Source organism: Armatimonadota bacterium (assembly GCA_016869025.1).
In the GTDB taxonomy this organism is placed as follows: Bacteria; Sysuimicrobiota; Sysuimicrobiia; order Sysuimicrobiales; family Humicultoraceae; genus VGFA01.
The window spans coordinates 98,558-120,798 of record VGFA01000004.1; the positions used below are offsets into that span (position 1 = coordinate 98,558).

At 67.1% G+C, this 22,241-nt stretch carries 20 protein-coding genes; 15 read left to right on the forward strand and 5 right to left on the reverse strand.

Annotated features, from left to right (window positions below; translation table 11 throughout):
- The first annotated feature begins 109 nt into the window (after positions 1-109).
- The 5 genes from FJX73_04235 (at position 110) to accC (ending at position 4,343) form a co-directional block, all read left to right on the forward strand.
- Positions 110-478, forward strand: a complete 369-nt coding sequence (locus FJX73_04235; GenBank protein ID MBM3469985.1) for a 4Fe-4S dicluster domain-containing protein — start codon at positions 110-112, stop codon at positions 476-478.
- A gap of 144 nt (positions 479-622) precedes the next feature.
- Positions 623-1,543, forward strand: coding sequence for an acetyl-CoA carboxylase carboxyltransferase subunit beta (locus FJX73_04240; GenBank protein MBM3469986.1), 921 nt, complete (start codon positions 623-625; stop codon positions 1,541-1,543).
- A 50-nt stretch (positions 1,544-1,593) separates the two neighbouring features.
- Positions 1,594-2,535 (forward strand): acetyl-CoA carboxylase carboxyltransferase subunit alpha, encoded by a 942-nt coding sequence (locus tag FJX73_04245; GenBank protein MBM3469987.1) that lies wholly within the window; start codon positions 1,594-1,596, stop codon positions 2,533-2,535.
- Positions 2,532-2,987: an acetyl-CoA carboxylase biotin carboxyl carrier protein gene (gene accB, locus FJX73_04250; protein ID MBM3469988.1), complete on the forward strand. Its 456-nt coding sequence runs from the start codon at positions 2,532-2,534 to the stop codon at positions 2,985-2,987. Before FJX73_04245 ends, accB begins: the two co-directional genes overlap by 4 nt.
- 3 nt (positions 2,988-2,990) lie before the next feature.
- A complete protein-coding gene (accC, locus tag FJX73_04255; GenBank protein MBM3469989.1) occupies positions 2,991-4,343 on the forward strand; it encodes an acetyl-CoA carboxylase biotin carboxylase subunit in 1,353 nt (450 codons plus the stop codon).
- Here accC and FJX73_04260 read toward each other — a convergent pair.
- Positions 4,340-5,296 (reverse strand): ROK family protein, encoded by a 957-nt coding sequence (locus tag FJX73_04260; protein ID MBM3469990.1) that lies wholly within the window; start codon positions 5,294-5,296, stop codon positions 4,340-4,342. The genes accC and FJX73_04260 overlap by 4 nt on opposite strands.
- Before the next feature lie 179 nt (positions 5,297-5,475).
- On the opposite strand from FJX73_04260, the gene FJX73_04265 reads away from it, so the two are divergent.
- Positions 5,476-6,309: an SPFH/Band 7/PHB domain protein gene (locus tag FJX73_04265; GenBank protein MBM3469991.1), complete on the forward strand. Its 834-nt coding sequence runs from the start codon at positions 5,476-5,478 to the stop codon at positions 6,307-6,309.
- Between the two features lie 118 nt (positions 6,310-6,427).
- Here the strand turns inward: FJX73_04265 and FJX73_04270 are convergent, their stop codons facing one another.
- Complete coding sequence (locus FJX73_04270) at positions 6,428-8,425, reverse strand: TRAP transporter permease (protein ID MBM3469992.1); 1,998 nt, start codon at positions 8,423-8,425, stop codon at positions 6,428-6,430.
- A 59-nt stretch (positions 8,426-8,484) separates the two neighbouring features.
- Complete coding sequence (locus tag FJX73_04275) at positions 8,485-9,474, reverse strand: TAXI family TRAP transporter solute-binding subunit (GenBank protein MBM3469993.1); 990 nt, start codon at positions 9,472-9,474, stop codon at positions 8,485-8,487.
- A 222-nt stretch (positions 9,475-9,696) separates the two neighbouring features.
- Between FJX73_04275 and FJX73_04280 the strand changes: the two genes are divergently transcribed.
- Both FJX73_04280 and FJX73_04285 read left to right on the forward strand, forming a co-directional pair.
- Positions 9,697-10,710, forward strand: coding sequence for a leucyl aminopeptidase (locus FJX73_04280; GenBank protein ID MBM3469994.1), 1,014 nt, complete (start codon positions 9,697-9,699; stop codon positions 10,708-10,710).
- A complete protein-coding gene (locus tag FJX73_04285) occupies positions 10,707-11,906 on the forward strand; it encodes a CoA transferase (protein ID MBM3469995.1) in 1,200 nt (399 codons plus the stop codon). Before FJX73_04280 ends, FJX73_04285 begins: the two co-directional genes overlap by 4 nt.
- Before the next feature lie 26 nt (positions 11,907-11,932).
- Here the strand turns inward: FJX73_04285 and ugpC are convergent, their stop codons facing one another.
- Entirely contained in the window at positions 11,933-13,033 is a 1,101-nt protein-coding gene (gene ugpC, locus FJX73_04290; protein ID MBM3469996.1) for a sn-glycerol-3-phosphate ABC transporter ATP-binding protein UgpC, read from the reverse strand.
- An 81-nt stretch (positions 13,034-13,114) separates the two neighbouring features.
- Positions 13,115-14,185: a bifunctional phosphoglucose/phosphomannose isomerase gene (locus FJX73_04295; GenBank protein ID MBM3469997.1), complete on the reverse strand. Its 1,071-nt coding sequence runs from the start codon at positions 14,183-14,185 to the stop codon at positions 13,115-13,117.
- A 93-nt stretch (positions 14,186-14,278) separates the two neighbouring features.
- Between FJX73_04295 and FJX73_04300 the strand changes: the two genes are divergently transcribed.
- The 7 genes from FJX73_04300 to FJX73_04330 are packed head-to-tail and all read left to right on the forward strand — an operon-like array spanning position 14,279 to position 22,235.
- Positions 14,279-14,596, forward strand: a complete 318-nt coding sequence (locus tag FJX73_04300; protein ID MBM3469998.1) for a hypothetical protein — start codon at positions 14,279-14,281, stop codon at positions 14,594-14,596.
- Positions 14,586-15,443, forward strand: a complete 858-nt coding sequence (locus FJX73_04305) for a mechanosensitive ion channel family protein (protein MBM3469999.1) — start codon at positions 14,586-14,588, stop codon at positions 15,441-15,443. The genes FJX73_04300 and FJX73_04305 overlap by 11 nt, the downstream gene beginning before the upstream one ends.
- Positions 15,440-16,363 (forward strand): NAD-dependent epimerase/dehydratase family protein, encoded by a 924-nt coding sequence (locus FJX73_04310; GenBank protein ID MBM3470000.1) that lies wholly within the window; start codon positions 15,440-15,442, stop codon positions 16,361-16,363. The genes FJX73_04305 and FJX73_04310 overlap by 4 nt, the downstream gene beginning before the upstream one ends.
- Before the next feature lie 53 nt (positions 16,364-16,416).
- Entirely contained in the window at positions 16,417-18,135 is a 1,719-nt protein-coding gene (locus FJX73_04315) for a DUF1957 domain-containing protein (protein ID MBM3470001.1), read from the forward strand.
- The gene (gene glgC, locus FJX73_04320) at positions 18,135-19,367 is read left to right on the forward strand and encodes a glucose-1-phosphate adenylyltransferase (protein ID MBM3470002.1); all 1,233 of its coding nucleotides are present in this window, start codon (positions 18,135-18,137) and stop codon (positions 19,365-19,367) included. The genes FJX73_04315 and glgC overlap by 1 nt, the downstream gene beginning before the upstream one ends.
- Entirely contained in the window at positions 19,364-21,850 is a 2,487-nt protein-coding gene (locus tag FJX73_04325; GenBank protein ID MBM3470003.1) for a DUF3536 domain-containing protein, read from the forward strand. The genes glgC and FJX73_04325 overlap by 4 nt, the downstream gene beginning before the upstream one ends.
- A gap of 31 nt (positions 21,851-21,881) precedes the next feature.
- Positions 21,882-22,235, forward strand: a complete 354-nt coding sequence (locus tag FJX73_04330) for a helix-turn-helix transcriptional regulator (protein ID MBM3470004.1) — start codon at positions 21,882-21,884, stop codon at positions 22,233-22,235.
- Positions 22,236-22,241: the final 6 nt, after the last annotated feature.

Here is a 22,241-nt window from a genome sequence, read left to right on the forward strand (position 1 = left end):
ACCATTATACAATCTTACAGTCCGATTCCTGAGAGCACAGATGCATTTCGTTGACAGGAAATCCACCCCGCCTGTACCATGGGCGGGGAAAACAAGGGAGGTGAACCGATTGGCATTCATCATCGCGGAACCCTGTGTCGGCACTAAGGACCGTGCGTGCGTCGAGGTCTGCCCTGTGGACTGCATCTACGAATACGTCGAGTCATCCGGGGGCTTCGTCGTACCCGATCCGTCCACGGGCTCCGGCGTCGACAAGACGGTGGTCCCAAAGGGCGGCGTGGTCCATACCCCTTCGGGCAAGCTCACGAAGGATCAGCTCAACTCCATTCTCTTCATCCACCCGGAGGAGTGCATCGACTGTGGGGCGTGCGAGTCCGCCTGCCCGGTTACGGCCATTTTCGCCGAGGCGGACGTGCCGGAGAAGTGGAAGCAGTTCACCGACCTGAACTACGACGCCTTCGGAGTTCAAAGAAAGTAGCAGCAGTACAATCTCGCAACACCGGAGCCCGCCGGTCCGCCGACGGGCTCCGATGCTAACTGGTGGCGGCGGCCTCCCTGCGGTATAATCAATCCTCGAACCGGCGGGGTCTGCCGCCAATCCTGCTCGATTCCCGAGGCGCAAATGCTGAACTGGCTGCGCCGTCCCAAGCATGGCCGCATAAGTCGTCGCGACATGCCCGCCGGGCTCTGGGTCAAGTGCTCCCGGTGCGGCGCGGCGGTCTATCACAAGGAACTGGAGCGCAATCTCAAGGTGTGCCCGAAATGCGGGTGGCATCACCGGCTGGGCGCCGAGGAGCGGCTCTCGATAACACTCGATGAGCACTCGTTCGAGGAGATGGACGCGGACCTCGCCTCCGGAGACCCGCTCCGCTTCGACGGCTACAGCGAGAAGCTTTCCGAGGCCCGTACCAACACGGGCAACGCGGATGCCGCGATCGTCGGTATCGGCAGCATAGAAGGACGCCGCGCTGCGGTCGGCGCGCTCGACTTCGCCTTCATGGGAGGCTCGATGGGCTCGGTGGTCGGGGAGAAGATCGCCCGGGTAGCGGAGCGCGCCCTGGCCGATCGGCTGCCGCTAGTGATCTTCTCTGCCTCCGGCGGTGCCCGGATGCAGGAAGGCGCGCTCTCACTGATGCAGTTGGCAAAGACCAGCGCCGCGGTAGGACGCCTGCACGAGGCACACCTCCCCTACGTGTCCGTCATGTGCGACCCCACCACAGGCGGTGTCACGGCAAGCTTCGCGTTCCTGGGCGACGTCATCATCGCCGAGCCCGGGGCCCTGATTGGGTTTGCCGGCAGGCGCGTGATCGAGCAGACGATCCGGCGCAAGCTGCCCGCCAGCTTCCAGACGGCCGAGTTCTGTCTGGAGCACGGCCTGATTGACATGGTCGTCCCTCGACCGGAGTTACGCGGTGTCCTGGCGCGACTGCTGCGATTCTTCGGCGCCCCGCAGGTCGAGGCGTCGACGGCTGCAGCACCGGCGGTCGCGGCACCGCAACCGACACCTGGCGAACCCGGGGGCCCCGAGGTCCCTCGCCCGTGACCAGGGCGCTCCCGGAGCGTGACCGCGCGGCAGAGGCCCGTGCCGCCGAGATGGAGGCCCAGATAGCCGGGATCCAGCGCGAGATTGACGCGCTGCGCCGGCGGGGGGAGAAGGACAGACCGGAGGTCGCCGGGCAGATCCGCGCACTGGAGGCACGCGGCGAAGAACTCCGCGAGGCCATGCTGGCCTTCCGCACCGCCTGGCAGGCGGTGGCCATGGCGCGCCATCCCCAACGGCCCAAAGCCCAGGAGTTCGTCAGAGCGCTTCTGGACGAGTTCACGGAGTTGCACGGCGACCGGCTCTTTCGCGATGACCCGGCGATGCTCGCGGGGCTGGGATGGTTCGAGGGGCAACCGGTGGTCGCGGTGGCTCCCTGCAAAGGTAGGGACACGTGCGAGAACATCGCGTGCAACTTCGGCATGCCCTATCCCGAGGGCTACCGTAAGGCGCTGCGGGCCATGCGGCTGGCCGAGAAGTTCGGCTGCCCGGTGCTCAGCATCGTGGACACGCCGGCCGCTTTCCCAGGTGACGCCGCTGAAGAGCGCGGACAGGCCGAGGCCATCGCCCGCAACATAGAGGAGATGACGCGCCTACGGGTGCCTGTGCTCGTGGTGATAACGGGCGAGGGGGGCAGTGGTGGCGCGCTGGCAATCGCGGTTGGCGATGAGGTGCTCATGCTGGAGCACGCCGTCTACACCGTGATCCCTCCCGAAGGGTGCGCGGCCATCCTCTGGCACGACGCCGGCCGCGCAAGGGAGGCGGCCTCCGCGCTGCGTCTGACCGCGCAGGAGATCGCCGCCCTGGGCGTCGTGGACGAGATCCTTCCCGAGCCGCGCGGCGGCGCCCACCTTGAACCCCAGGCGGCCATCGCCGCGGTGCGGGAGGCGCTTCGCCCTCGGATGCAGGCCCTTGCCTGCCTTCCGGTGGAAGAACTCCTGCGGCGCCGGTACGCCAAGTACCGCGCCATGGGGTATTATGAGGAGCAGTCATGAGCGACCGCATTGATTTCGACCAGGTAAGAGAGGTCATCCGCATCGCGGCGGAGTCGGATCTCATCGAGCTCGAGGTTGAGAGTCCGACGCTCAAGGTCCGCGTCAAGAAGGCGGGACCTAACCCGGCTACCGGAACGCAGGCAACATCGGGAGCGCCAGCAGCGACGGCCGCCGTCGCTCCCGATGCGGACGATCAGGACCACCTCGAGACGGTCGCCGCTCCCATGGTAGGAACCTTCTACAGGGCCAGCTCGCCTGAGGTGCCGCCGTTTGTCAAGGAAGGCGACATCGTAGGCGAAGGCCAGGTAATCTGCGTAATCGAGGCCATGAAGCTCTTCAACGAGATCCAGGCCGAGAAGAGCGGGCGCATCGCCCGCGTGCTGGTTGACAACGCGTCGCCCGTTGAGTACGGCCAGCCCCTGTTCCTTCTCGACACCACCGCCCGGACCTAGCCGATGTTCCGCAAGCTGCTCGTGGCCAACCGCGGGGAGATCGCCGTCCGCGTGATCCGCGCGTGCCACGAGATGGGCATCGCGACCGTGGCCGTCTACTCCGAGGCCGACCGGACCTCAATGCACGTCAAGATGGCCGACGAGGCGTTCTGCATCGGCCCGGCCCCCAGCCCCGGATCGTACCTGAACATACCAAACATCATGAGCACGGCCGAGTTGACAGGGGTGGATGCAGTCCATCCCGGATACGGGTTCCTGGCCGAGAACCCGCGTTTTGCCGAGATCGTAGCGGACTGCAAGATCGCGTTTGTCGGCCCCCACGCCCGGGCGATAGAGTTGATGGGCGACAAGGCCGCCGCCCGCGTGCAGATGCAGAAGGCCGGCGTGCCGATCATCCCCGGCACCCGCGGGACAGTATCCGGAGTGCGCGAGGCGCTGGATGCCGCCCGGGCCACCGGCTATCCGCTTGTCATCAAAGCGGCGGCCGGCGGAGGCGGGCGTGGGATGCGCATCGCACAGACGGCGGAAGACCTGCCGGGGGCGCTGCAGTCCGCCCAGCAGGAGGCCGCGGCGGCGTTTGGCGACGGGCGGGTGTACATTGAGAAGTACCTCCAGGAACCGCGCCACATCGAGGTGCAGGTTCTGGCCGATGCCCACGGCGCGGTGTTGCACCTGGGCACGCGCGACTGCTCGATCCAGCGCCGCCACCAGAAGCTGATCGAGGAGTCCCCGCCGCCGCGGTTGCGCGAGCGGACGCTGGCCGCGCTCGGTAGGGCCGCGGTGCGCGCGGCAGAGGCAATCGGCTATGTCAACGCGGGCACGGTCGAGTTCCTTGTGGACGCCCACGACGACATCTACTTCATGGAGATGAACACGCGCATACAGGTCGAGCACCCGGTCACCGAGGCGGTCACAGGCCTGGACCTGGTCAAGGAGCAGATCCGAATCGCCGCAGGGGAGAAGCTCCGGTTCGGCCAGAGAGACGTGGAGTTCCGAGGACATGCGCTGGAGTGCCGGATCAACGCCGAAGACACGCGGCACGGCTTCCGGCCGTCTGCCGGAACGATTACCGGCTTCATTCCTCCAGGGGGCCCGGGAGTCCGCGTGGACACCCACTGCTACCCGGGCTATGCCGTGCCGCCGAACTACGACTCGCTCATCGCCAAGGTGATCGCCTGGGGACGCGACCGCGAAGAGGCCATCATGCGGATGCGCCGCGCCCTGCTGGAGTTCGAGGTCGAGGGGATCCACACGACGATCCCCTTCCACCTCAAGGTGCTCGACAACGCCTTCTTCCGCCGTGGAGAGGTGTACACGAACTTCGTGGCGCGGCGCATCGAGATGGATGTGTTCTAGGAGCGCACCCTCTCGTACACCACAGCCGCCGCACCGATCACGCCAACATCATCACCCAACGCCGCTGGCACGACCCGCACAACGGCCCCCGGCCGCTCGAACGCCTCTGCCAGCACGATCCGACGCACAGGTGCAAACAGCAGCTCCCCCGCCCGACTCACCCCGCCTCCGACGATCACCATCGCCGGGTTAAGCAGGTTCACGAGGTTGGTGATGCCGACCCCCAGCGCCGCGGCCGCGCCGGCGAAGATCTCGCGGGCCAGCGGATCCCCGTCCTCGGCAGCGCGCGCGACCACCTCCGCCGTGATCGCCTCGCGCGGCACCTGAGAGAGCACAGACGGACGGCCACCCTCCAGCGCCTGTCGCGCCTCCCTTGCGATCGCCGGGCCAGAGGCCAGTGCCTCCAGGCATCCGGCCCGACCGCAGCCGCATTCCGGGCCCCCTCGTGCGATCACCATGTGCCCGACCTCGCCAGCGGTCCCGGAGGCACCACGGTAGAGGCGCCCTCCCAGGATCAAGCCGCCACCGATCCCGGTGCTGACCGTGAGGTAGACGAGATCGTCCACGCCTCGCCCGGCCCCTACCCACCACTCGGCCATCGCTGCGGCGTTGGCGTCGTTCTCAACGAAAGCGGGCACGCCCAGGCGCTCCGCCATGAGCGCCGCCAGGGGGACGTCTCGCCAGCCGGGCAGGTTGGGCGGCTCGAACACGACGCCGGAGTCCGGATCCAGGGGGCCGGGCGCACCCACGCCCACGCCCAGCGTAGAGCGCGGGGCGATGCCGGATTGGTCTGACAGCTCGGTAACGCAGGCGACGATCGCCTCGATCACCCCATCCGGGCCCGTCGCTGGGGTCGCCACGCGTACGCGCGCGACCACCTCACCGCGCCCATCCACCAGAGCGGTGAGGGTCTTCGTGCCGCCCAGGTCCACACCGATCGCGTAATGTGACATCCCCCCACCTCCGCTGATCTCTTCGGGCCGCGGTCGCGGGCTCCTGGCCGCAGGCAGGACCAACAAGGAAGCCGCCCCCGGCAGCCAGAAGTACACTTCGCGCCGGGATACAGGGAGGTGCACAAGTGCCAAACATAGTCACGCTCCTCACGTATGGCATCGCCATTGTCATCGCGGGCATGATCGTCATTGGCTCGGTGGTCAAGATCGTCCGCGAGTATCAACGCCTGGTCGTGTTCCGGTTCGGCCGAAGCATCGGCCGCCGGGGACCGGGCATCGTGCTGTTGATCCCGCTCGTGGACAGGGCGGTGTGGGTGGACCTCCGCGAGTTGTTCCTGGAGATCCCTTCCCAAACCTGCATCACGCGCGACAACGCGCCGATCAACATTGACTTCCTCATCTACTGGAAGGTCGTGGACCCCGAGCACTCGGTGATCCAGGTGGCCGACTTCGCCGGCGCGGCGCGAGGCATCGCCACGACCACGCTGCGCGCGGTGATTGGCGACATCATCCTCGACGACGTGCTGGCCCGCCGCGAGCAGATCAACAACGTGCTGCGGGCGAAGCTCGACGAGGTGACCGAACGCTGGGGCGTCAAGGTCACCACGGTCGAGATACGCGAGATCCTGCCGCCCAAGGACGTCCAGGAGGCCATGACCCGGCAGATGTCGGCCGAGCGGACGCGCCGCGCCGTCGTCACAGAGGCCGATGGTAAGAAGCAGGCCACGATCACCGTGGCCGAGGGCGACAAGCAGTCGGTGATCCTGCGGGCTGAGGGCGACCGGCAGGCAGCGATCCTACGGGCCGAGGGCTTCGCCCTGGCGCTGGAGAAGATCTTCAGCATCGCCAAGACAGTGGACAGCAAGACGATGGCACTGCAGTACCTGGAGGCGTTGAAGTCCCTGGGCCAGGGCGCCGCGACCAAGTTCATCTTCCCGATGGAGTTCACCAAACTCCTCGCACCGCTTGCGGAGATGACCGAGAAGGGGTTCAAGGAAACGAAGGAGACATAGCCGGCGCGAGGCACAGCCCGCGCGGCGGCCGCCCGCCGGCCGCGGGCCTGACAACACAGGCGCCGCCCCCGAGGGGGCGGCGTCTGGTATTCGCAGTCTGACGGCGTAATCCGCCGTCCTAGGGCGTGCGCCTGAGTCTCTGCGACGCGTAGACGAGCAGTATCAACCCGAGCCCAATCAGGTCCGTCACAATCCCCGGCTTGATCAGCGTGAACGCCGCGACCAGCATCGGAATGCGCTCCCACCATGCCATCCGCTTCAGGAGGTATCCCTGCGTCGCGGCGACGAACGCCAGCATCCCTACCAGCGCGGTGAGGATCACGTGGGCGCCGTGGGCAAACCCGCCGACGTTGATGAGCAGCAATTCGGGGTTGAAGATGAACAGAAACGGCAGGATGGCCGTACGCATGTCGTAGATGAAGCCCTGGATCCCGGTCTTGATGGGGTCCGAACGGGCGATCGCCGCGGCCGCGTACGCGGCCAGCCCGACGGGGGGCGTGTCGTCGGCCAGGATGCCGAAGAAGAACACGAACAGGTGGATGGCCACGATCGGGATGTCCATCCCCGCGGCCTTCGTCAGGTTGACTATGACCGGCGCGACGAGGGCGGCCATTACGATGTAGTTGGCAGTAGTAGGCAGGCCCATCCCCAGGATGAGTGAGGCCACCGCGGCAAGCACCAGGACGACGATAATGTTGCCGCCGGAGAGGGTCTGCACGATGTCGGTGAGCCCGAAGCCCAGGCCCGTCATCGTCACTATCCCCACGATGATTCCTGCTGCGGCGGTCGCGATCGCGATCGTGACCATGTTGCGCGCCCCGGCCTCGAATCCGCCTATCACCGACGTCCAGGCCTGCCTGAGGCCGACGACGATCCCTTCGCGGCGCTGCACCGAACGCCAGAGTTCCTGGACCAGGATGAGGACGATCAGGAGAAGCATGGCGTTGAGCGCGCTGCGCTCAGGGGTAAGCCGGATGATGATCAGGGCGTAGAGCAGGTAGGCGACCGGGATCAGGTAGTGCAGCCCCGAGAACAGAGTCGGCCAGAAGAGGGGCAGTTCGACCCTGGGCAAACTCTTGATGTCGAGCTTCAAGGCCTCCAGGTGCACGACGTAGAACAGCGCGATGTAGCTCAGCACCGCCGGAACCGCCGCGTAGACGATCAGCTTCGCATACGGGATCCCCAGGAAATCCGCCATGATGAACGCCGCGGCGCCCATTACCGGGGGCATGAGCTGCCCGTTGGTGGAGGCGGCCACCTCGGTGGCTGCGGCCTTCTCGGGTGTGTACCCCACGCGCTTCATCAGGGGGATCGTGAATGTGCCGGTGGTCACCACGTTGGCGATAGAGGACCCGGATACCACGCCGGTCAGCATGCTGCCTACGACCGCAGCCTTGGCAGGTCCGCCCCTGAAGGTGCCGAGCAGGCTGTAGGCAAGGTCCACGAAGAACCGGCCCGCCCCTGCCTTGTCCAGCAGCGCGCCGAAGAGAACGAACAGGAACACGAAAGTGGCCGACACCCTTATCGGCGTGCCCCAGATCCCCTCGGCGGTCAGGTACAGTTGCTGGATGATCTGGCTCCAGCGATACCCGCTGTGCAGGAAGAGCACATCCGGGGGGCGGATGGGCACGATCCCCGACGGCCCCATGGCTGCGTAGAGGACCAGCACCCCGGCGATGATCGGGAGGGCCGGGCTCACCACGCGGAACGAGGCGATGAACAGCGCCACCAGGGTAATGGTGCCCATGACCACGTCGCGCTGGTTCGGTACCCCGCCCCGCACCGCGACGATGCCGTAGTAGTCCACCACGACGTACATGGCGCCGACGACCCCCAGGATCGGCAGCGCCCAATCAATCAGCGGGATGCGATCCCTCGGACCACGCCGTGACGGGTAGGCGAGGAAAGCCAGCGCGAAGGCGAACGCCAGGTGAATGGGGCCCAGGCGCAGCGGATCAATCCTGCCGCTCCACGTCGCCCAGACCTGGAACACGCTCCACCCAACCGCCAGGAGGAACAGCAGCCATCGCTGCCAGGCGATCTTGGGGGCCCTGGCCCCGAACTCGACTGCCTGCCTCAGTTCCTCGGCCTTGTTCACGCTCATGGGCGCCTCCATTCTCTGCGCGGCGAAAAAAGGCCCGGCCCCAGGGAGGGGCCGGGCCCTAGGGCATGTGCCTATTTGGGCGGCAGGAGCCGCTCAGGAATCCTTATGTTCTTCTCCTGGTAGAATCGAACGGCGCCGGGATGCAGCGGGATGGCCATTCCCTCCAGCGCCTTCAGCGGATGGAAGTAGCGCTCCAGGTTGGAGTGGAGCCCCCTGAACTCGTCAACCTTCTCGTCCAGCAGTAGTTTGGTGATTCGGTACACCACGTCCCCGGACACGTCGGTGGATGTCACCAGGGACGCCAGCACGGTAACCGTCACGACAGGCGCGTCCACGCCCCGGTAGACGCCCGCCGGAATCCCGAAGGCGCTGAGGAACGGGTACTTCTCCCTGATGTCGCGGAGCTTCATCGGTTCGATCGCGAGGAACTCGATGGGCGCGGTCAGGGCCGCCTGCATGATCGCGGCGTTGCCCAAGCCAACCGTGTAGAACATGGCGTCAATGCGCCCGTCCTGCAGCAGCTGCACGCCCGTCGTGGCCGACCCGCGCACCGCCTGCCCCAGATCGGCGAACGTCAGGCCGTACCCCTCGAGCACCTGCTTGGAGTTCTGCTCGGCGCCGCTGCCGACATCACCGACGTAGACCTGCTTACCCTTCATGTCGGAGACGGTCTTGATCCCGCGATCGCGGCGCGCCAGGATGTGGATCGGCTCCGGGTACAGCACTACCATTCCCCGCAGCTTGGTGGTGGGCTTGCCACGGAACGCCTCGACGACCGTCCCGCCGTAGGCATAGAACGATATGTCGTTCTGGGCCAGCGCCATCTGCAGCTCGCCGCCCTGGATCGCGGTGACGTTGAAGACGCTGCCACCTGTGGAGCGAGCGTTGGCCCGCCATCCGATGTTGGCGTCGTTGATCATCTTCGCCATGCCGACTGCGATCGGGAAGTAAACCCCGGTGGTCCCACCGGAGCCAATCGTCAGGAACCCTGTCTGGGCCGAAACGCCCGCCGCGAGGGCGAGCACCAGCAGGGATGTCAGTACCAGCATGCGGTGCTTCATCCTGCCTTCACCTCCTGGAGTCCGTTGCTTGTAAACCATCCTCGAAAACCGTCGCGCAGTCGCGGGGTGGGTGGACGTGTATGCGGCGTGTACGGTGCACCTGTAAAATATACCGCGCCCGCCAGAAGCCAGTCAACACGCACGTGGCGAATCAGCGACAGGAGGGACTTCCAACAGGCGGTAAGGAAATACCTCTGGACGGTGAAGGGCCCAGCGGAGATCATGGGACACCAGCGGATCATTGATGTCATTGCGCTCTCGCACAGACTCGTGCGCGAGCACCTGGGCGTGCGGGCCGGGGAACGCGTCCTGATCGTCGCCGATCCGGCCACCGAACGCGCAATCTACCTGGCACTGGCCGGCGCAGTCCAGGCCGCGGGCGCCGAGTACACCGTGGCGATCATGCCCACCAGGAACGCGCAGGAGGCCACGCGTCTCACCGCGGCCATCGAGAGCGCGCTCCTGGCCTCTGACGTGCTCATCGGCGTCACCAGATCGTCCGGCGCCCCCACCTACTCCCGCAAGGTCGCGGAGTTGCTGGCCGCGCGGCGCCTCCGGTCGCTGTCCATGGTGATGCGCGACCTGGACAACTACCTGGCCGGATCGGCCACGGCCGACTACGAGGCGCTCGAAGCGCTGGGGCAGCGCGTGGCCGCGCTCTGGGCCGGCTCAGAGGAGATCCGCGTCGTTACGCAGGCCGGGACCGACCTTCGCGCAGGCGTCACGCACGAGCCGGTGATGGGCCAGGTGGTAATCGTGGAGTGCGGCCTGGCCCGGGAGCCCGGCAGGGAAGCGGCCTTCTCGGACGGCGAGGTGTCCCAGCGCCCCAGGTCCGGAACCGCCCGCGGTGTTGTCGTGGTGGACGGGCCGGCCGCAGGCCTGCGCGGGAGCGATCCATTCGTCATGGAGGTTGAGGAAGGGAGCATAGTGCGCGTTTCCGGGACAGGCGGGCGTACCCGCCAGCTAGAGGCGGTCTTACGTTCGGTCCCTGGCGCGCGTCACCTCGCCGAGATCGGCATAGGACTCAATGGCAGCGCGCTGCGGTCCGGTGACTTCGAGGAAGAGAAGAAGGCACTGGGCAACGTGCATCTCGGCCTGGGTGACGACATCTTCTACGGCGGGAGAAACGCCTGTTCCATCCACTGGGATATGGTACTCTACGACGCCACGGTCTTGCTGGATGGTCAGGAGTTGTTCCGGGAGGGAAGACTCCTGCTCCCGGACCTCTCCTCATGAGGTCTCTGGAGGGACTCACCGTCCTCGATCTCACGCGGGTGCTGGCAGGCCCGTTCTGCACACAGATCCTCTCCGACCTGGGCGCCGTTGTCTGGAAGATCGAGCCCCCCTGGGGCGACGACACCCGCAGATGGGGCCCGCCGTATGCCGAAGGGGAGAGTGCCTACTATCTGTCCGCCAACCGAGGCAAGAAGAGCATTGCGGTGAACCTCAAGTCCGGACGCGGTCAGGCAGTGGTGCGGGAACTCGCTCTGCGCGCCGACGTCCTCGTGGAGAACTTCAAGCCGGGCGATCTCGCCAGGGCTGGGCTCGACTACGACGGCTTGGCGCCGCTCAATCCCGGTCTGGTCTATGCATCCATAACGGGATTCGGCCATGATGGACCCCGTGCCGATGAGCCGGGTTACGACCTGGCGCTTCAAGGTATGACCGGAATCATGAGCGTGACCGGAGAGCCGGGCGGGCCCCCGGTCAGGATCGGGGTCGCCTGGATAGATGTGCTCACCGGCCTGGTCGCCGCGGTCGGGATCCTGGCCGCGCTGCGCGACCGGGATCGCCGGGGGCAGGGACAGCACCTCGACCTGTCTCTGTTCGATGTCGGCCTAATGTGCATGGCCAACCAGGCCCAGGGTTACCTGCTGAGCGGAGAGCCACCCGGACGGCTGGGCAGCGCCCACCCTCAGATCGTGCCATACCAGGCGTTTCAGGCCCTCGACGGATGGTTCATCCTCGCTGTGGGAAACGACGCGCAGTACCACAAGATGGTCGAGGCGATCGGGCAGCCGGGGCTGGGAGCGGATGCCCGGTTCAAGACCAACGCCGACCGTGTGCGCACCCGTGAAGCCCTAGTGGAAGCGCTCGCCATCGTCTTCGCCGCCCGGCCCAGGGAGGAATGGCTCCGCGCCCTGAAGGCCGCAGGGGTGCCGGCTGCGCCCGTGTGGGATCTGCGCGAGGCGTTCGCGGACCCGCACGCGCGGGCACGGGATGTGATCTGGAACGTCGGACACCCGACCCTGGGCGAGATCCCGCTGGTGGCCAACGCCCTCCAGCACATGCGAGGAACGCCTGCGGCACCAGGAGCGCATCCTCCTCTGCTGGGAGAGCACACGCGCGCGATTCTGGCGGAGGTGCTCGCGATGCCTCCGGAAGAGATCGCCTCCCTCGAAGCAGAGGGAGCGATCCTGACGCGGCCCTAGACGATCGCTGCCTGGATTGTCGCTGCCTAGATGATCGCCTTGTGGGTCTCCGTCTCGAACAGGTGCATCTTCCGCATGTCCAGGACGACCTCGGTCGGCTGTCCCATCCGCGCAGAGCTGTGGGCGTCCACGCGGGCGACGATCGTGGTTGGTCCGGTGCTCAGGTAGAGGATGACGTCCGAACCCAGTGGCTCATGGACCTCCACCATGGCCCGAAGCACCCAGGCAGGGTTCGGATCGCGCACGAAGACCACGTCCTGGATGTCCTCTGGTCGAATGCCGAAGACGACCTGCTTGCCAGCACAATCCTTCGCGATCGCCGCCAGGTCAGGAGGCATCTCAATGGCAAACGACCCGCAGTCCACGACGAGCGCGCCGTTACGCGGCACAAGCGTGGCCTCGACGAAGTTCATGGCCGGGCTGCCGATGAACCCGGCGACAAACAGGTTCGACGGCTTCTCGTAGAGGTTGAGCGGGCTGTCTACCTGCTGAACCAGTCCGTCACGCATCACCACGATGCGGTCGCCCATTGTCATGGCCTCGACCTGGTCGTGAGTGACGTAGATGGTCGTCGTCTGTAGCCGGGCCTGGAGCTTCTTAATCTCCGCGCGCGTCTGTACCCTGAGCTTCGCGTCGAGGTTCGAGAGAGGCTCGTCCATCAGGAAGACCTGCGGCTCTCGGACGATCGCGCGCCCCAGGGCCACGCGCTGGCGCTGTCCGCCCGAGAGCTGCTTGGGCTTGCGGTCGAGCAGTCCCTCGATGCCCAGCATCCCCGCGGCCTCCTTGACGCGGCGGTCAATCTCCGCCCGCTGGTACCGGCGCAGCCGCAGGCCGAACGCCATGTTGTCGTACACCGACATGTGGGGGTAGAGCGCGTAGTTCTGAAAGACCATCGCGATGTCGCGGTCTTTCGGAGCCACATCGTTGACCAAACGCTCACCTATGAAGATGTTGCCCGCGGTCGCCTCTTCCAGCCCGGCGATCAATCGGAGCGCCGTCGTCTTGCCGCACCCCGAGGGACCCACGAGCACCGTGAACTGCCGGTCGGGAATCTCCAGCGTTACGTCGTTTACCGCGGTAACAGCGCCGAACTTCTTGCTCACCTGTTCGAGGTAGACGCGGGCCATTCGAACGCCTCCGTTTCCTTCCGGATCCAGCGAACGTGCTTCTAGTACACATTCCGCGGGGACAGGTGGCTTCCTGCCGGATCAGCGACCTCCCATCCGCCGCTTGATCTCCGAGATGATCTCCACCGGGGTCGGATCTACGGCGGTCAGCAGCGCGAGATACACGCTGACCAGATCGCCGAACAGGATCAGAGAGAGAAGGCGCGCCAGCAGGGCGGTACCCTGAGACCATACCTCGGTGACGCCGTCGGCCCTTCGCTCCAGCAGCTCTCGCGTGATCTCGACCCTGAGCGCGTTGCGGGCTCCCTCGTCCCGATCGCGCAGGAGCACGGCGTGCAGGCGCGGGTTCCCTCCGCGGATCCCCTCCCACCCAACCGTCTCGTTGTGATTGATTTCGGGAAATGCGTTCCAGCACGCGAAGACCCTGCTGTTCTCGTTGAGCTGGGTCTTCCAGCGCTGGGCCACCGGTTCAAGCTGTGAAGAGGAAGCGTACACGACGGGAACCGCGTCCTTCAGCGCCGCGGCCAGCGCCTTTGTGGGATTCCCGCCGGAATGCGCCTCCGGCCCCCACCGCACGGCCAGTTCGCCCAGCACTGCTGCCGCCTCGCGGACTTCGGAATCGCGGACTTCGGGATCGGTGACGCCGCTGACACCCAGCCGGTCGGTGATGCGTAGCAGCGGCATCAGCATGTACGGCAGCGCCGCGCGCGGTGGGAGCCCGGGCGGCACGCGCACGACCGGGTGGCCGTCGCAAGCCGCGAGCCCGGCCAGCGTCCCTCCCGAGGTCACGGCGACGACCGCTGCGCCGGCGGCGTGTGCCTCCTTGTAGGCGGCCAGCGTCTCCTCTGTGTTCCCTGAGTAGGAGCACGCGAAGATCAGCGTGTCGCGCCCGACGAACGCCGGCAGCCGGTAGTCCTTGACCGTGATCACGGGGACGGCGGCGGTCGGAGCCAGCAGCGCGCGAAGGAGGTCGCCGCCGATGCCGGACCCACCCATCCCACTGACGATAACCGCGCATGGACTCACCGGGGTCAGCGCCAGATCAGACGCAGCTTCCCAGCCCTCGACGGTCATCGCGCCCAAACGCAGGACCAGACCCAGCATCCCGCCGGGGTCAAGGCGGGCGATCTCCTGGCTGTCATCAAGGACCATAGGGTACGTGTTCGGACGCACGCCAGGGATTCCTTTGTAGGGGCTCACTGCTGTGCGGGAGGGGCGAAGGAGGCAGCAGCGAACCCATCCACAATGACCATGGATGCGGCTCCTCGGACACTGCTCCTCTCGGGCTCGGATCTCAGGCGGTTGCTTGTGCTACGCGAACGGCTACGAAGAGAGATCGTGGAAGGAAGCCGGCGGCAGCGGCAGGAGGTGCTCCGCGCGATGGAGCAGGCACGCCAGAAGCGGCTCCATGGCCGGACAGTCCCCCATCAGGTGCCGGCGATGACCTCTTCCGAACTGCTGCGCGAAATCAAATGGCAGCTGGACGCCGCGTCGCTGGAGGAAGCTACCGCGGCCGCCCGCGTGATGGACTCGGCCAGAAGGAGAGCCCGCGGTGCTCGCTGAGTCCGACCGGATCGGTCGCGCGATCGAGGCCCTGCTTACCCCTGCCAGGATCGAGGCGATGGTGGAGGCGGTCATTGCGGTCGCCGTCATTGCCGCGGGCCTTCGATTGGCCCTGTACCTGGCCACCGTGGTGCTCCAGCGGTGGCTGCGGCCTGACGACCCGCGCCGAGACCCCGAGCGAGCGGCCCAGATCCGCACGCTGGCCCCGCTGCTTGGGAGCGCAATCCGGTACCTCTTCTATTTCGCCGCCGCGGTCATGATCCTGGACAGGCTGGGGGTCAACGTCGCGGCGATTCTGGCCAGCGCAGGAATTGCCGGGATAGCCATCGGGTTCGGAGCGCAGCACCTCATACGCGACGTAATCGCCGGCTTCTTCCTCATCTTTGAGGGGCTGATCCAGGTGGGCGACGTTGTCCGCGTCGGTGAGGTCACGGGAACGGTGGAGCGGATCCACCTGCGGACCACGCAGGTCCGCCAGTTCTCAGGCGAACTGACCACGATTCCCAACGGAGAGATCCAGAGGTTCGGCAACATGAACCGCGGGTTCATGAGGGCCATAGTGCAGGTCGGCCTTGCGTACGAGGCGAACCTGGAGCGCGCCATCGCCGTGATGCACCAGGTCAGCGAGTCCTGGGCTGCCGATAACCCGGACCTGGCGCTGGCCCCGCCCGAGGTGCAGGGAATCATGGAGTTCGGCGCGTCGGAGGTGCAGGTGCGCATGGTGATCATGGTGAGGCCGCAGACCCATTGGGAGGCGGAGCGACAGCTCCGCGTGTTGTTGAAGGCCGCGTTCGAGGCAGCGGGCATTGAGATCGCCTTCCCGCGCCAGGTGGTGTACCTGCGATGAGGGTGCTGATCACCGGAGGCGCCGGGTTCATTGGCTCCCACATAGCCGATGCCCACCTGGCCCGCGGGGACGAGGTGACCGTGGTGGATTCGCTGGTCTCCGGCAGGCAGGAGTTCGTGGGGACGGCGGCGCGATTCTACCAGATGGACATCCGCGATCCGGGGTTGCGCGAGGTCTTCGAACGGACACGCCCCCAGTTGGTGAACCACCATGCCGCCCAGGTGTCGGTCAGCGTCTCGGTCCGGGAGCCGCTGCCGGACGCGGAGATCAACGTCCTGGGCACGCTGAGGGTGGCGGCGCTGGCTGTGGAGTACGGCGTCGAGCAGCTCATCTTCGCCTCCACAGGCGGAGCGCTGTACGGCGAACCGAAGCTGCTGCCGGCGGACGAGGCAACCCCTATCCTTCCGTTGAGCCCCTACGGCTGCGCCAAGGCGGCCGCAGAGGGCTACCTGGGGCTCTACCGGCGCCTGCACGGACTGCCGGTCTGCTGTCTGCGCTACGCCAACGTCTACGGCCCGCGCCAGGACCCGCACGGCGAGGCAGGCGTTGTGGCGATCTTCGCGCGGGCGTTGCTGGCCGGGGAATCCCCCACCATCTTCGGCGACGGAGAGCAGACGCGCGACTTCGTTCACGCGGACGACGTCACGCGCGCGAATCTTCTGGCAGCCGATCGCAGGGTAGAGGGTGCCTTCAACATCGGAACCGGGGAAGGCACCTCGGTCAACGCCATCTTTCGCGTCCTGGCCCGGAAGATCGGCGCTACGGTCGCGCCGCGCTGCGCCTCCCCGCGTTCCGGCGACGTTCGCCACATCCGGCTCGCCGCCGACTCCGCGCGCCGGCACCTGGGCTGGATGCCGATGGTCTCGCTCGAAGAAGGCCTGGCTTCCACTGCCGCCTGGTTTGCACGGCAGGCCGGGTAGCGACGCCCATGCAGGATTTCGTCTGCCCGGCCGATAAGTGAGCCGGAGGAGCCATGGCCCCTTCGCGCGGGAGCTTCTTGCTGGTTCTCCACTCACACCTGCCCCTGGTCCTCGGGCACGGCAGGTGGCCGCACGGGAGCGACTGGCTGTGTGAGGTAGCGATCGGGTGCTACCTGCCGCTGATCGAGGTGTTTGAACGCCTCGGCACCCGCGGCCGCGGTTCTCGCGTAACGCTGAACGTCACCCCGATCCTCGCCGAGCAACTCGCGCACCCTTCTTTCCCGCCGGAGATGGAGGCGTTCTTGCGGCAGCGGCTGGAATCGGCCGCGGAGAACCGCACCCACTTCGAGCGCAGCGGGCTGCCGGACCTTGCAGGACTTGCTCAGTTGTGGGGACAGACCTACCAGAACACGCTGAGCCGGTTCCACGCCTTGGGGGGCGACCTGCTTGGTGCCGTAAGACGGCTGGCCGAAGCCGGGGTGATCGAGCTGATCAGTTCGGCCGCGACCCACGGATATCTTCCCCTCCTTGGACGCGAGGAGTCGGTGGATTTGCAGTTGCGCGCCGGCAGCGCGGCGCACCTGCGGCACTTCGGTGCCCCCCCGCGCGGCGCCTGGCTGCCGGAATGTGGCTACCGCTCGCGCTACGAGTGGACACCGCCGGCCGGACCGCAGGCAGGCAAGGTACGACGGCGGCGGCGCGGGATCGAGGAGTTCCTGGCTGCGCACGGCCTGGAGTTCTTCGTAACCGACTCCCACCTGCTGCGCGGCGGCGTGCCCATGTCGTTCTACGCCGACCACTACCCGGCGCTGCGTACCCTGGCCGCGGGCGCGGAATACCCTGCCTACACCCGCGACCGAAGCCCGTACCGTCCCTATTCCGTCGCTTCTCGCGGCGGGAGCGGAAGCGCAGTTGCCTTCACGCGCGACCCACGGACCACAATGCAGGTGTGGAGCAGAGAGGCAGGGTACCCGGGCGATCACAGGTACCTGGAGTTCCACAAGAAGCACTTCCCCGGTGGGATCCGATACTGGCGGGTCACCGACTCCCGCGGCGACCTGGGGTCCAAACTGCCCTACGAGCCGCAGGCCGCGCAGGCGGCCGCGCGAGGGCACGCCGAGCACTTCGTCCGGATAGTCGGCGACCTCGCGGAAGCCGAGGCGAACCAATCGGCGTGGCCGGTCGCGGTCTGCAACCCCTACGACACGGAACTGTTCGGGCACTGGTGGTTCGAGGGGCCGGCGTTCCTTGAGGAGGTCCTGGAGCGGCTCCCCGCGGCCGGCGTCGAGCCCGAGTCGTTGGGCCGGTACCTCGATCGCTGCCAGCGGCCGGAGACGATCACCCTGCCCGAAGGATCGTGGGGCGAGGGAGGCGACCACCGCGTCTGGCTCAACCGCGACACCCGATGGACCTGGGAGATGGTGTACGCGGCGGAAGAGGAGTTCTGGTCCGTGGGCTGCGACCTGGCCTGGGAAGGCAATCCGTTCCTCCGGCGGGCAATGGCCCAACTGGCCCGCGAGCTGCTGATCCTCCAGGCGTCGGACTGGCAGTTCCTCATCACGACCTGGGCGGCCCGCAACTACGCCGAGGCACGGTTCGCCGAGCACTACGCCCACTTCACGCGCCTGGGACACATGCTGCGCCGCGTCGCCGAGGGGCAGCCGGTACAGCAGGAGGACGAGTTGTTCCTGGCCGCGCGGGAGGCGCAGGATTTCCCGTTCCCCGACGTGCTCGATCATGTGCTCGCCGCGCGGGAGGTGCGGTCGCTGTGATCCTCCGGGCGCGGCCGTACCGGCCGCGCGTCCTGGCGTTCGTCCTGGCCGGAGGCCGCGGCGAACGGCTGGAGCCGCTCACCCGCGAGCGGGGCAAGCCAGCGGTGCCATTCGGGGGCAAGTACCGGATCGTGGACTTCGTCCTTTCCAACTTCGTCAACTCGGGGATCTACGCCATCTACGTGATGGTCCAGTACAAGGCGCAGTCGCTGCTCGAGCACCTGCGCGTGGGCTGGCGGTTCGGAGGCCTGCCAGACCAGTTCGTAATCGCGGTCCCCCCTCAGATGCGATGGGGCGAGTCCTGGTACAGCGGGACCGCCAACTCGGTCTACCAGAACCTAAATCTATTGAGGGACTTCAATCCGGACATCATCATGGTCTTCGGCGCCGACCACATTTACCGGATGGACCTCAACCAGGCGTTGGCCTTCCACCTGGATCGCGGGGCCCAACTTACGGTTGCTGCGCGACCGGTACCCATCGGCGAGGCCTCCGAGTTCGGCATCGTCGAGACCGACGGGGATGGGCGGATCGTCGGTTTCGAGGAGAAGCCGGCCAAGCCGCGGCCAATGCCCACGGATCCCTCAAGAGCCCTTTCCTCGATGGGCAACTACGTCTTCAACCGCGACATCCTGGTCGAGACGCTCATCGAGGATGCCCGCCGCAGCACCGACCATGACTTCGGGCGGACGATCATCCCGGAACTCCACCCGTACGCCGACGTCTTCGCTTACAACTTCCTCGACAACGAGATCCCGGGCACCAAGGCCCACGAGGAGCGCGGATACTGGCGCGACGTGGGAACGATCGGAGCGTACTGGCAGGCGCAGATGGATCTGCTGGGCATCACGCCGGTGTTCGACCTGGATAACCCTCAGTGGCCCATCCACACGAGCGCATACAGCGGCCCGCCGGCCCGCCTGGTCGGCGGCGAGATAACCGACTCGCTGCTCGGTGAGGGAACCCGGGTGGAGAGCGCCATCGTTCGCCGCTCGATCCTGGGCCGCGGCGTCCGGATCGGTGAAGGCGCACTGATAGAAGAGTCCGTCGTCATGGACCACACAACGGTCGGCAGGGGCGCGCACCTGCGGCGTGTCATCGTTGACCGCCACAACGCGATCCCCGACCATGCGGAGATTGGCACCGATCCGGCCCGGGACGCCCGGCACTACCAGGTTGACGCCTCGGGCATCGTCGTGCTGCCGCGAGGCGCAACCCGCTACACCTCGTGAGCGCGCTGATCTGCATCCACGGGCACTTCTACCAGCCCTCGCGCGAGAACCCCTGGCTGGAGCAGGTGGAGGTGGACGACTCCGCGGCGCCGTACCACGACTGGAACGCGCGCATCACCGCCGAGTGTTACTCCTCCAACGCCGCCGCGCGGATCCTCGACGCGCAGGGTCGCATCGAGCGCATCGTCAACAACTACTCGGCGATCTCTTTCAACCTGGGACCGGCCCTGGCTACCTGGCTCGAACGCAACGCCCCAGAGGTCCTCGGTCAGATCCTGCGCGCGGACAAGGAGCGTCTGGCGGCCCTCGGGTACGGCAACGCCATAGCGCAGCCCTACACGCACGTGATCCTGCCGCTGGCCTCGCGGCATGACAAGATGACACAGGTCCGCTGGGGGATCGCGGACTTCACGCGCCGGTTCGGCCGGCCGCCGGAAGGGATGTGGTTGCCCGAGACCGCGGTGGATCGCGAAGTGCTTGCCGTGCTCGCCGAGTGCGGGATCGCCTTCACGATCCTGGCCCCACATCAGGCGGCGCGCGTTCGCGCGGCCCCTGCCGGTGAATGGGTGGACGTGCGACCAGAGGTGCTGGACACCACGCGGGCATACCTGTGTCGTCCGGCCGCGGGGCTACGCATCGCCCTGTTCTTCTACGATGGCGCACTGTCCCGTGATATCGCGTTCGGCAACCTGCTGGACAGCGGAGCGGGACTGGCCGGCCGGCTGGTGGGGGTGGCAGCCGACGCCGGGTGGGCGGGCGGCCGCGTGGTCCACGTGGCCACGGACGGCGAGACCTACGGTCACCACCACCGCTTCGGGGAGATGGCCCTGGCGTACGCGGCCGAGGTGCTCGAACGCAACGGTAGCGGGCGCCTCACGAACTACGCCGCGTTCCTGGCAGATCATCCGCCCACGCACGAGGTGGAAATCCACGAGCGCACATCATGGTCCTGCGCCCACGGCATAGAGCGGTGGCGGGCAGACTGCGGCTGCCGAACCCGGCCCGACTGGCACCAGCGCTGGAGGGCGCCACTGCGCGCGGCGCTGGACTGGTTGAAGGCCGAGGCCGACGCGCTCTTCGAGGAGGCCGGCGCCCGGGTCTTCCACGATCCTTGGGCCGCGCGCGACGCCTACATTGACGTCGTGTTGGACCGCGGGGAGACATCGCTGGCGCGGTTTCTGACGGTGCAGGCCCTACGGCGCGACGATCCGCAGGATCGCCACACCGCGCTGCGACTGCTGGAGATGCAGCGGCACGCGATGCTGATGTTCGCGTCCGACGGCTGGTTCTTCGACGAGATCTCGCGGGTCGAGACCGTGCAGTTGCTGCGACACGCGGCCAGGGTGATCCATCTTGCCGGGGCGGGCCGTGCGCTCGAGGCATCGTTCCTCGACCGACTGCGCGGGGCGGAGAGCAACCTGCCGGCCTTCCGGAACGGTGAGGCCGCCTACGACCGCCTTGTGCGCCCGGCGATGGTGGACGCGCGCCGCGCCGCGGCCCACTATGCCATCATGTCGCTCTTCCAGGAGTTCCCGGACGACGCGCGTCTCTACACCTACCGAGCAGTGCGCCGGGCAATGCGCCGGCTGGCCCGCGGCCCCCTAACCCTGCTGATCGGGCGCGTCGAGATCACCGAGACGCTGGTTGAACATGCGCACGACTTCTCGTTCGCGGTCCTCCATATCGGCGGCACCGACGTCCACTGCTGCGTGGCCGAGGGCTGGAGCGACGGGGCCCACGCCACGGTCGCCGACGCCCTGACCACGGTGTTCGAGGGGGGAACGGTTACCGAGGTCATCCGGCGGATGGACGAGATCTTCGGCCGCCAGTTCTACACCCTCCGAGACCTGTTCATCGAGGAGCGGCGCCATGTGTTGGCCCGCCTCTCGGAGGAGACCATGGCACACCTCGAGGCGTCTTACCGGCGGCTCTACCACGAGAGCCGCGGCCTGATGGAAACGCTCCGCGACGCCGACGTGCCGGTGCCTCGTGAGTTCGTCGCGGCCGCGGAGTTCATCCTGACCGCCGATCTCCGCAGGGCGCTGGATGCGCCCGGAGCGCTCAGCGCCACGGCATGGGATGCCCTTGCCGAGCTGCGCTCGTGGGGGCTGGCGTTGCCGGCCGAGGAGTTCGAGCCGCTGCTGCGCGCGCGCATCGAGCGCCGCCTGCGCGACGCCAACGGGCTCTTCCTCGTGGAGAACCTGGCAGAGGTGGAGCGCACGCTCGACTTCGCCCGCGACGCCGGGATCACGGTCAACCTGTGGCAGGCCCAGAACCTGTTCGTGGAGCGGTTTGCCCCGCGGATGGGTGGGGCGGCAGGCGCAGGTGGGGCAGGCGGCGGTGAGGCAGCGGGCGGCGGCGCCGAGGAGACCGTGCGGGTCGCCCTAGAGGCGATAGCCGGACGTCTCTACTTCAACCTGGACGCGCTGCGGGTGCGGGCTGGGGGCGATCCAGTCAAAGCGTACGGCTCGACCCAATATTGACATTCATCGAATTACCATGTAATCTGATCTTATGAAGATCATCGCGGAACGCCCTGCCGAGGGCGCCTGCTGTCCTGAGTGTGGCTGCCAGTCTCACACCGATTCCCTGGATCGCGCCGCGGTGGATGCTGGCGCGGCCCTGCTTGCCGCGCTGGGCGACCCGGTCCGCCTGGGCATCGTCGAGCTCCTTGCCCGTCACGACAGGATGTGCGTCTGCGACATCGCCGAGGCGTTCCCGGTCGGCCAGCCCACGATCTCGCACCACCTGCGGCTGCTGCGCGAGGCCGGGCTGGCGGACGTGGTGCGCCGGGGAAACTGGGCGTTCTACGGTCTGCGCCGGGAAGTGCTGAAGCAGGTGGCCCACCAGATTCTGAACCTGCTGTGATATCGA

Excerpts from the sequence above, each read along its gene's own strand:
- ugpC (MBM3469996.1), bottom strand. The coding sequence starts at position 13,033 with ATGGCCCGCGTCTACCTCGAACAGGTGAGCAAGAAGTTCGGCGCTGTT.
- FJX73_04265 (MBM3469991.1), top strand. The coding sequence starts at position 5,476 with ATGATCGTCATTGGCTCGGTGGTCAAGATCGTCCGCGAGTATCAACGC.
- FJX73_04300 (MBM3469998.1), top strand. The coding sequence starts at position 14,279 with ATGACCATGGATGCGGCTCCTCGGACACTGCTCCTCTCGGGCTCGGAT.
- FJX73_04310 (MBM3470000.1), top strand. The coding sequence starts at position 15,440 with ATGAGGGTGCTGATCACCGGAGGCGCCGGGTTCATTGGCTCCCACATA.
- FJX73_04245 (MBM3469987.1), top strand. The coding sequence starts at position 1,594 with ATGGAGGCCCAGATAGCCGGGATCCAGCGCGAGATTGACGCGCTGCGC.
- FJX73_04315 (MBM3470001.1), top strand. The coding sequence starts at position 16,417 with ATGGCCCCTTCGCGCGGGAGCTTCTTGCTGGTTCTCCACTCACACCTG.
- FJX73_04260 (MBM3469990.1), bottom strand. The coding sequence starts at position 5,296 with ATGTCACATTACGCGATCGGTGTGGACCTGGGCGGCACGAAGACCCTC.
- accB (MBM3469988.1), top strand. The coding sequence starts at position 2,532 with ATGAGCGACCGCATTGATTTCGACCAGGTAAGAGAGGTCATCCGCATC.
- FJX73_04275 (MBM3469993.1), bottom strand. The coding sequence starts at position 9,474 with ATGAAGCACCGCATGCTGGTACTGACATCCCTGCTGGTGCTCGCCCTC.
- FJX73_04330 (MBM3470004.1), top strand. The coding sequence starts at position 21,882 with ATGAAGATCATCGCGGAACGCCCTGCCGAGGGCGCCTGCTGTCCTGAG.
- FJX73_04295 (MBM3469997.1), bottom strand. The coding sequence starts at position 14,185 with ATGGTCCTTGATGACAGCCAGGAGATCGCCCGCCTTGACCCCGGCGGG.
- FJX73_04270 (MBM3469992.1), bottom strand. The coding sequence starts at position 8,425 with ATGGAGGCGCCCATGAGCGTGAACAAGGCCGAGGAACTGAGGCAGGCA.
- accC (MBM3469989.1), top strand. The coding sequence starts at position 2,991 with ATGTTCCGCAAGCTGCTCGTGGCCAACCGCGGGGAGATCGCCGTCCGC.
- FJX73_04285 (MBM3469995.1), top strand. The coding sequence starts at position 10,707 with ATGAGGTCTCTGGAGGGACTCACCGTCCTCGATCTCACGCGGGTGCTG.
- FJX73_04280 (MBM3469994.1), top strand. The coding sequence starts at position 9,697 with ATGGGACACCAGCGGATCATTGATGTCATTGCGCTCTCGCACAGACTC.
- FJX73_04240 (MBM3469986.1), top strand. The coding sequence starts at position 623 with ATGCTGAACTGGCTGCGCCGTCCCAAGCATGGCCGCATAAGTCGTCGC.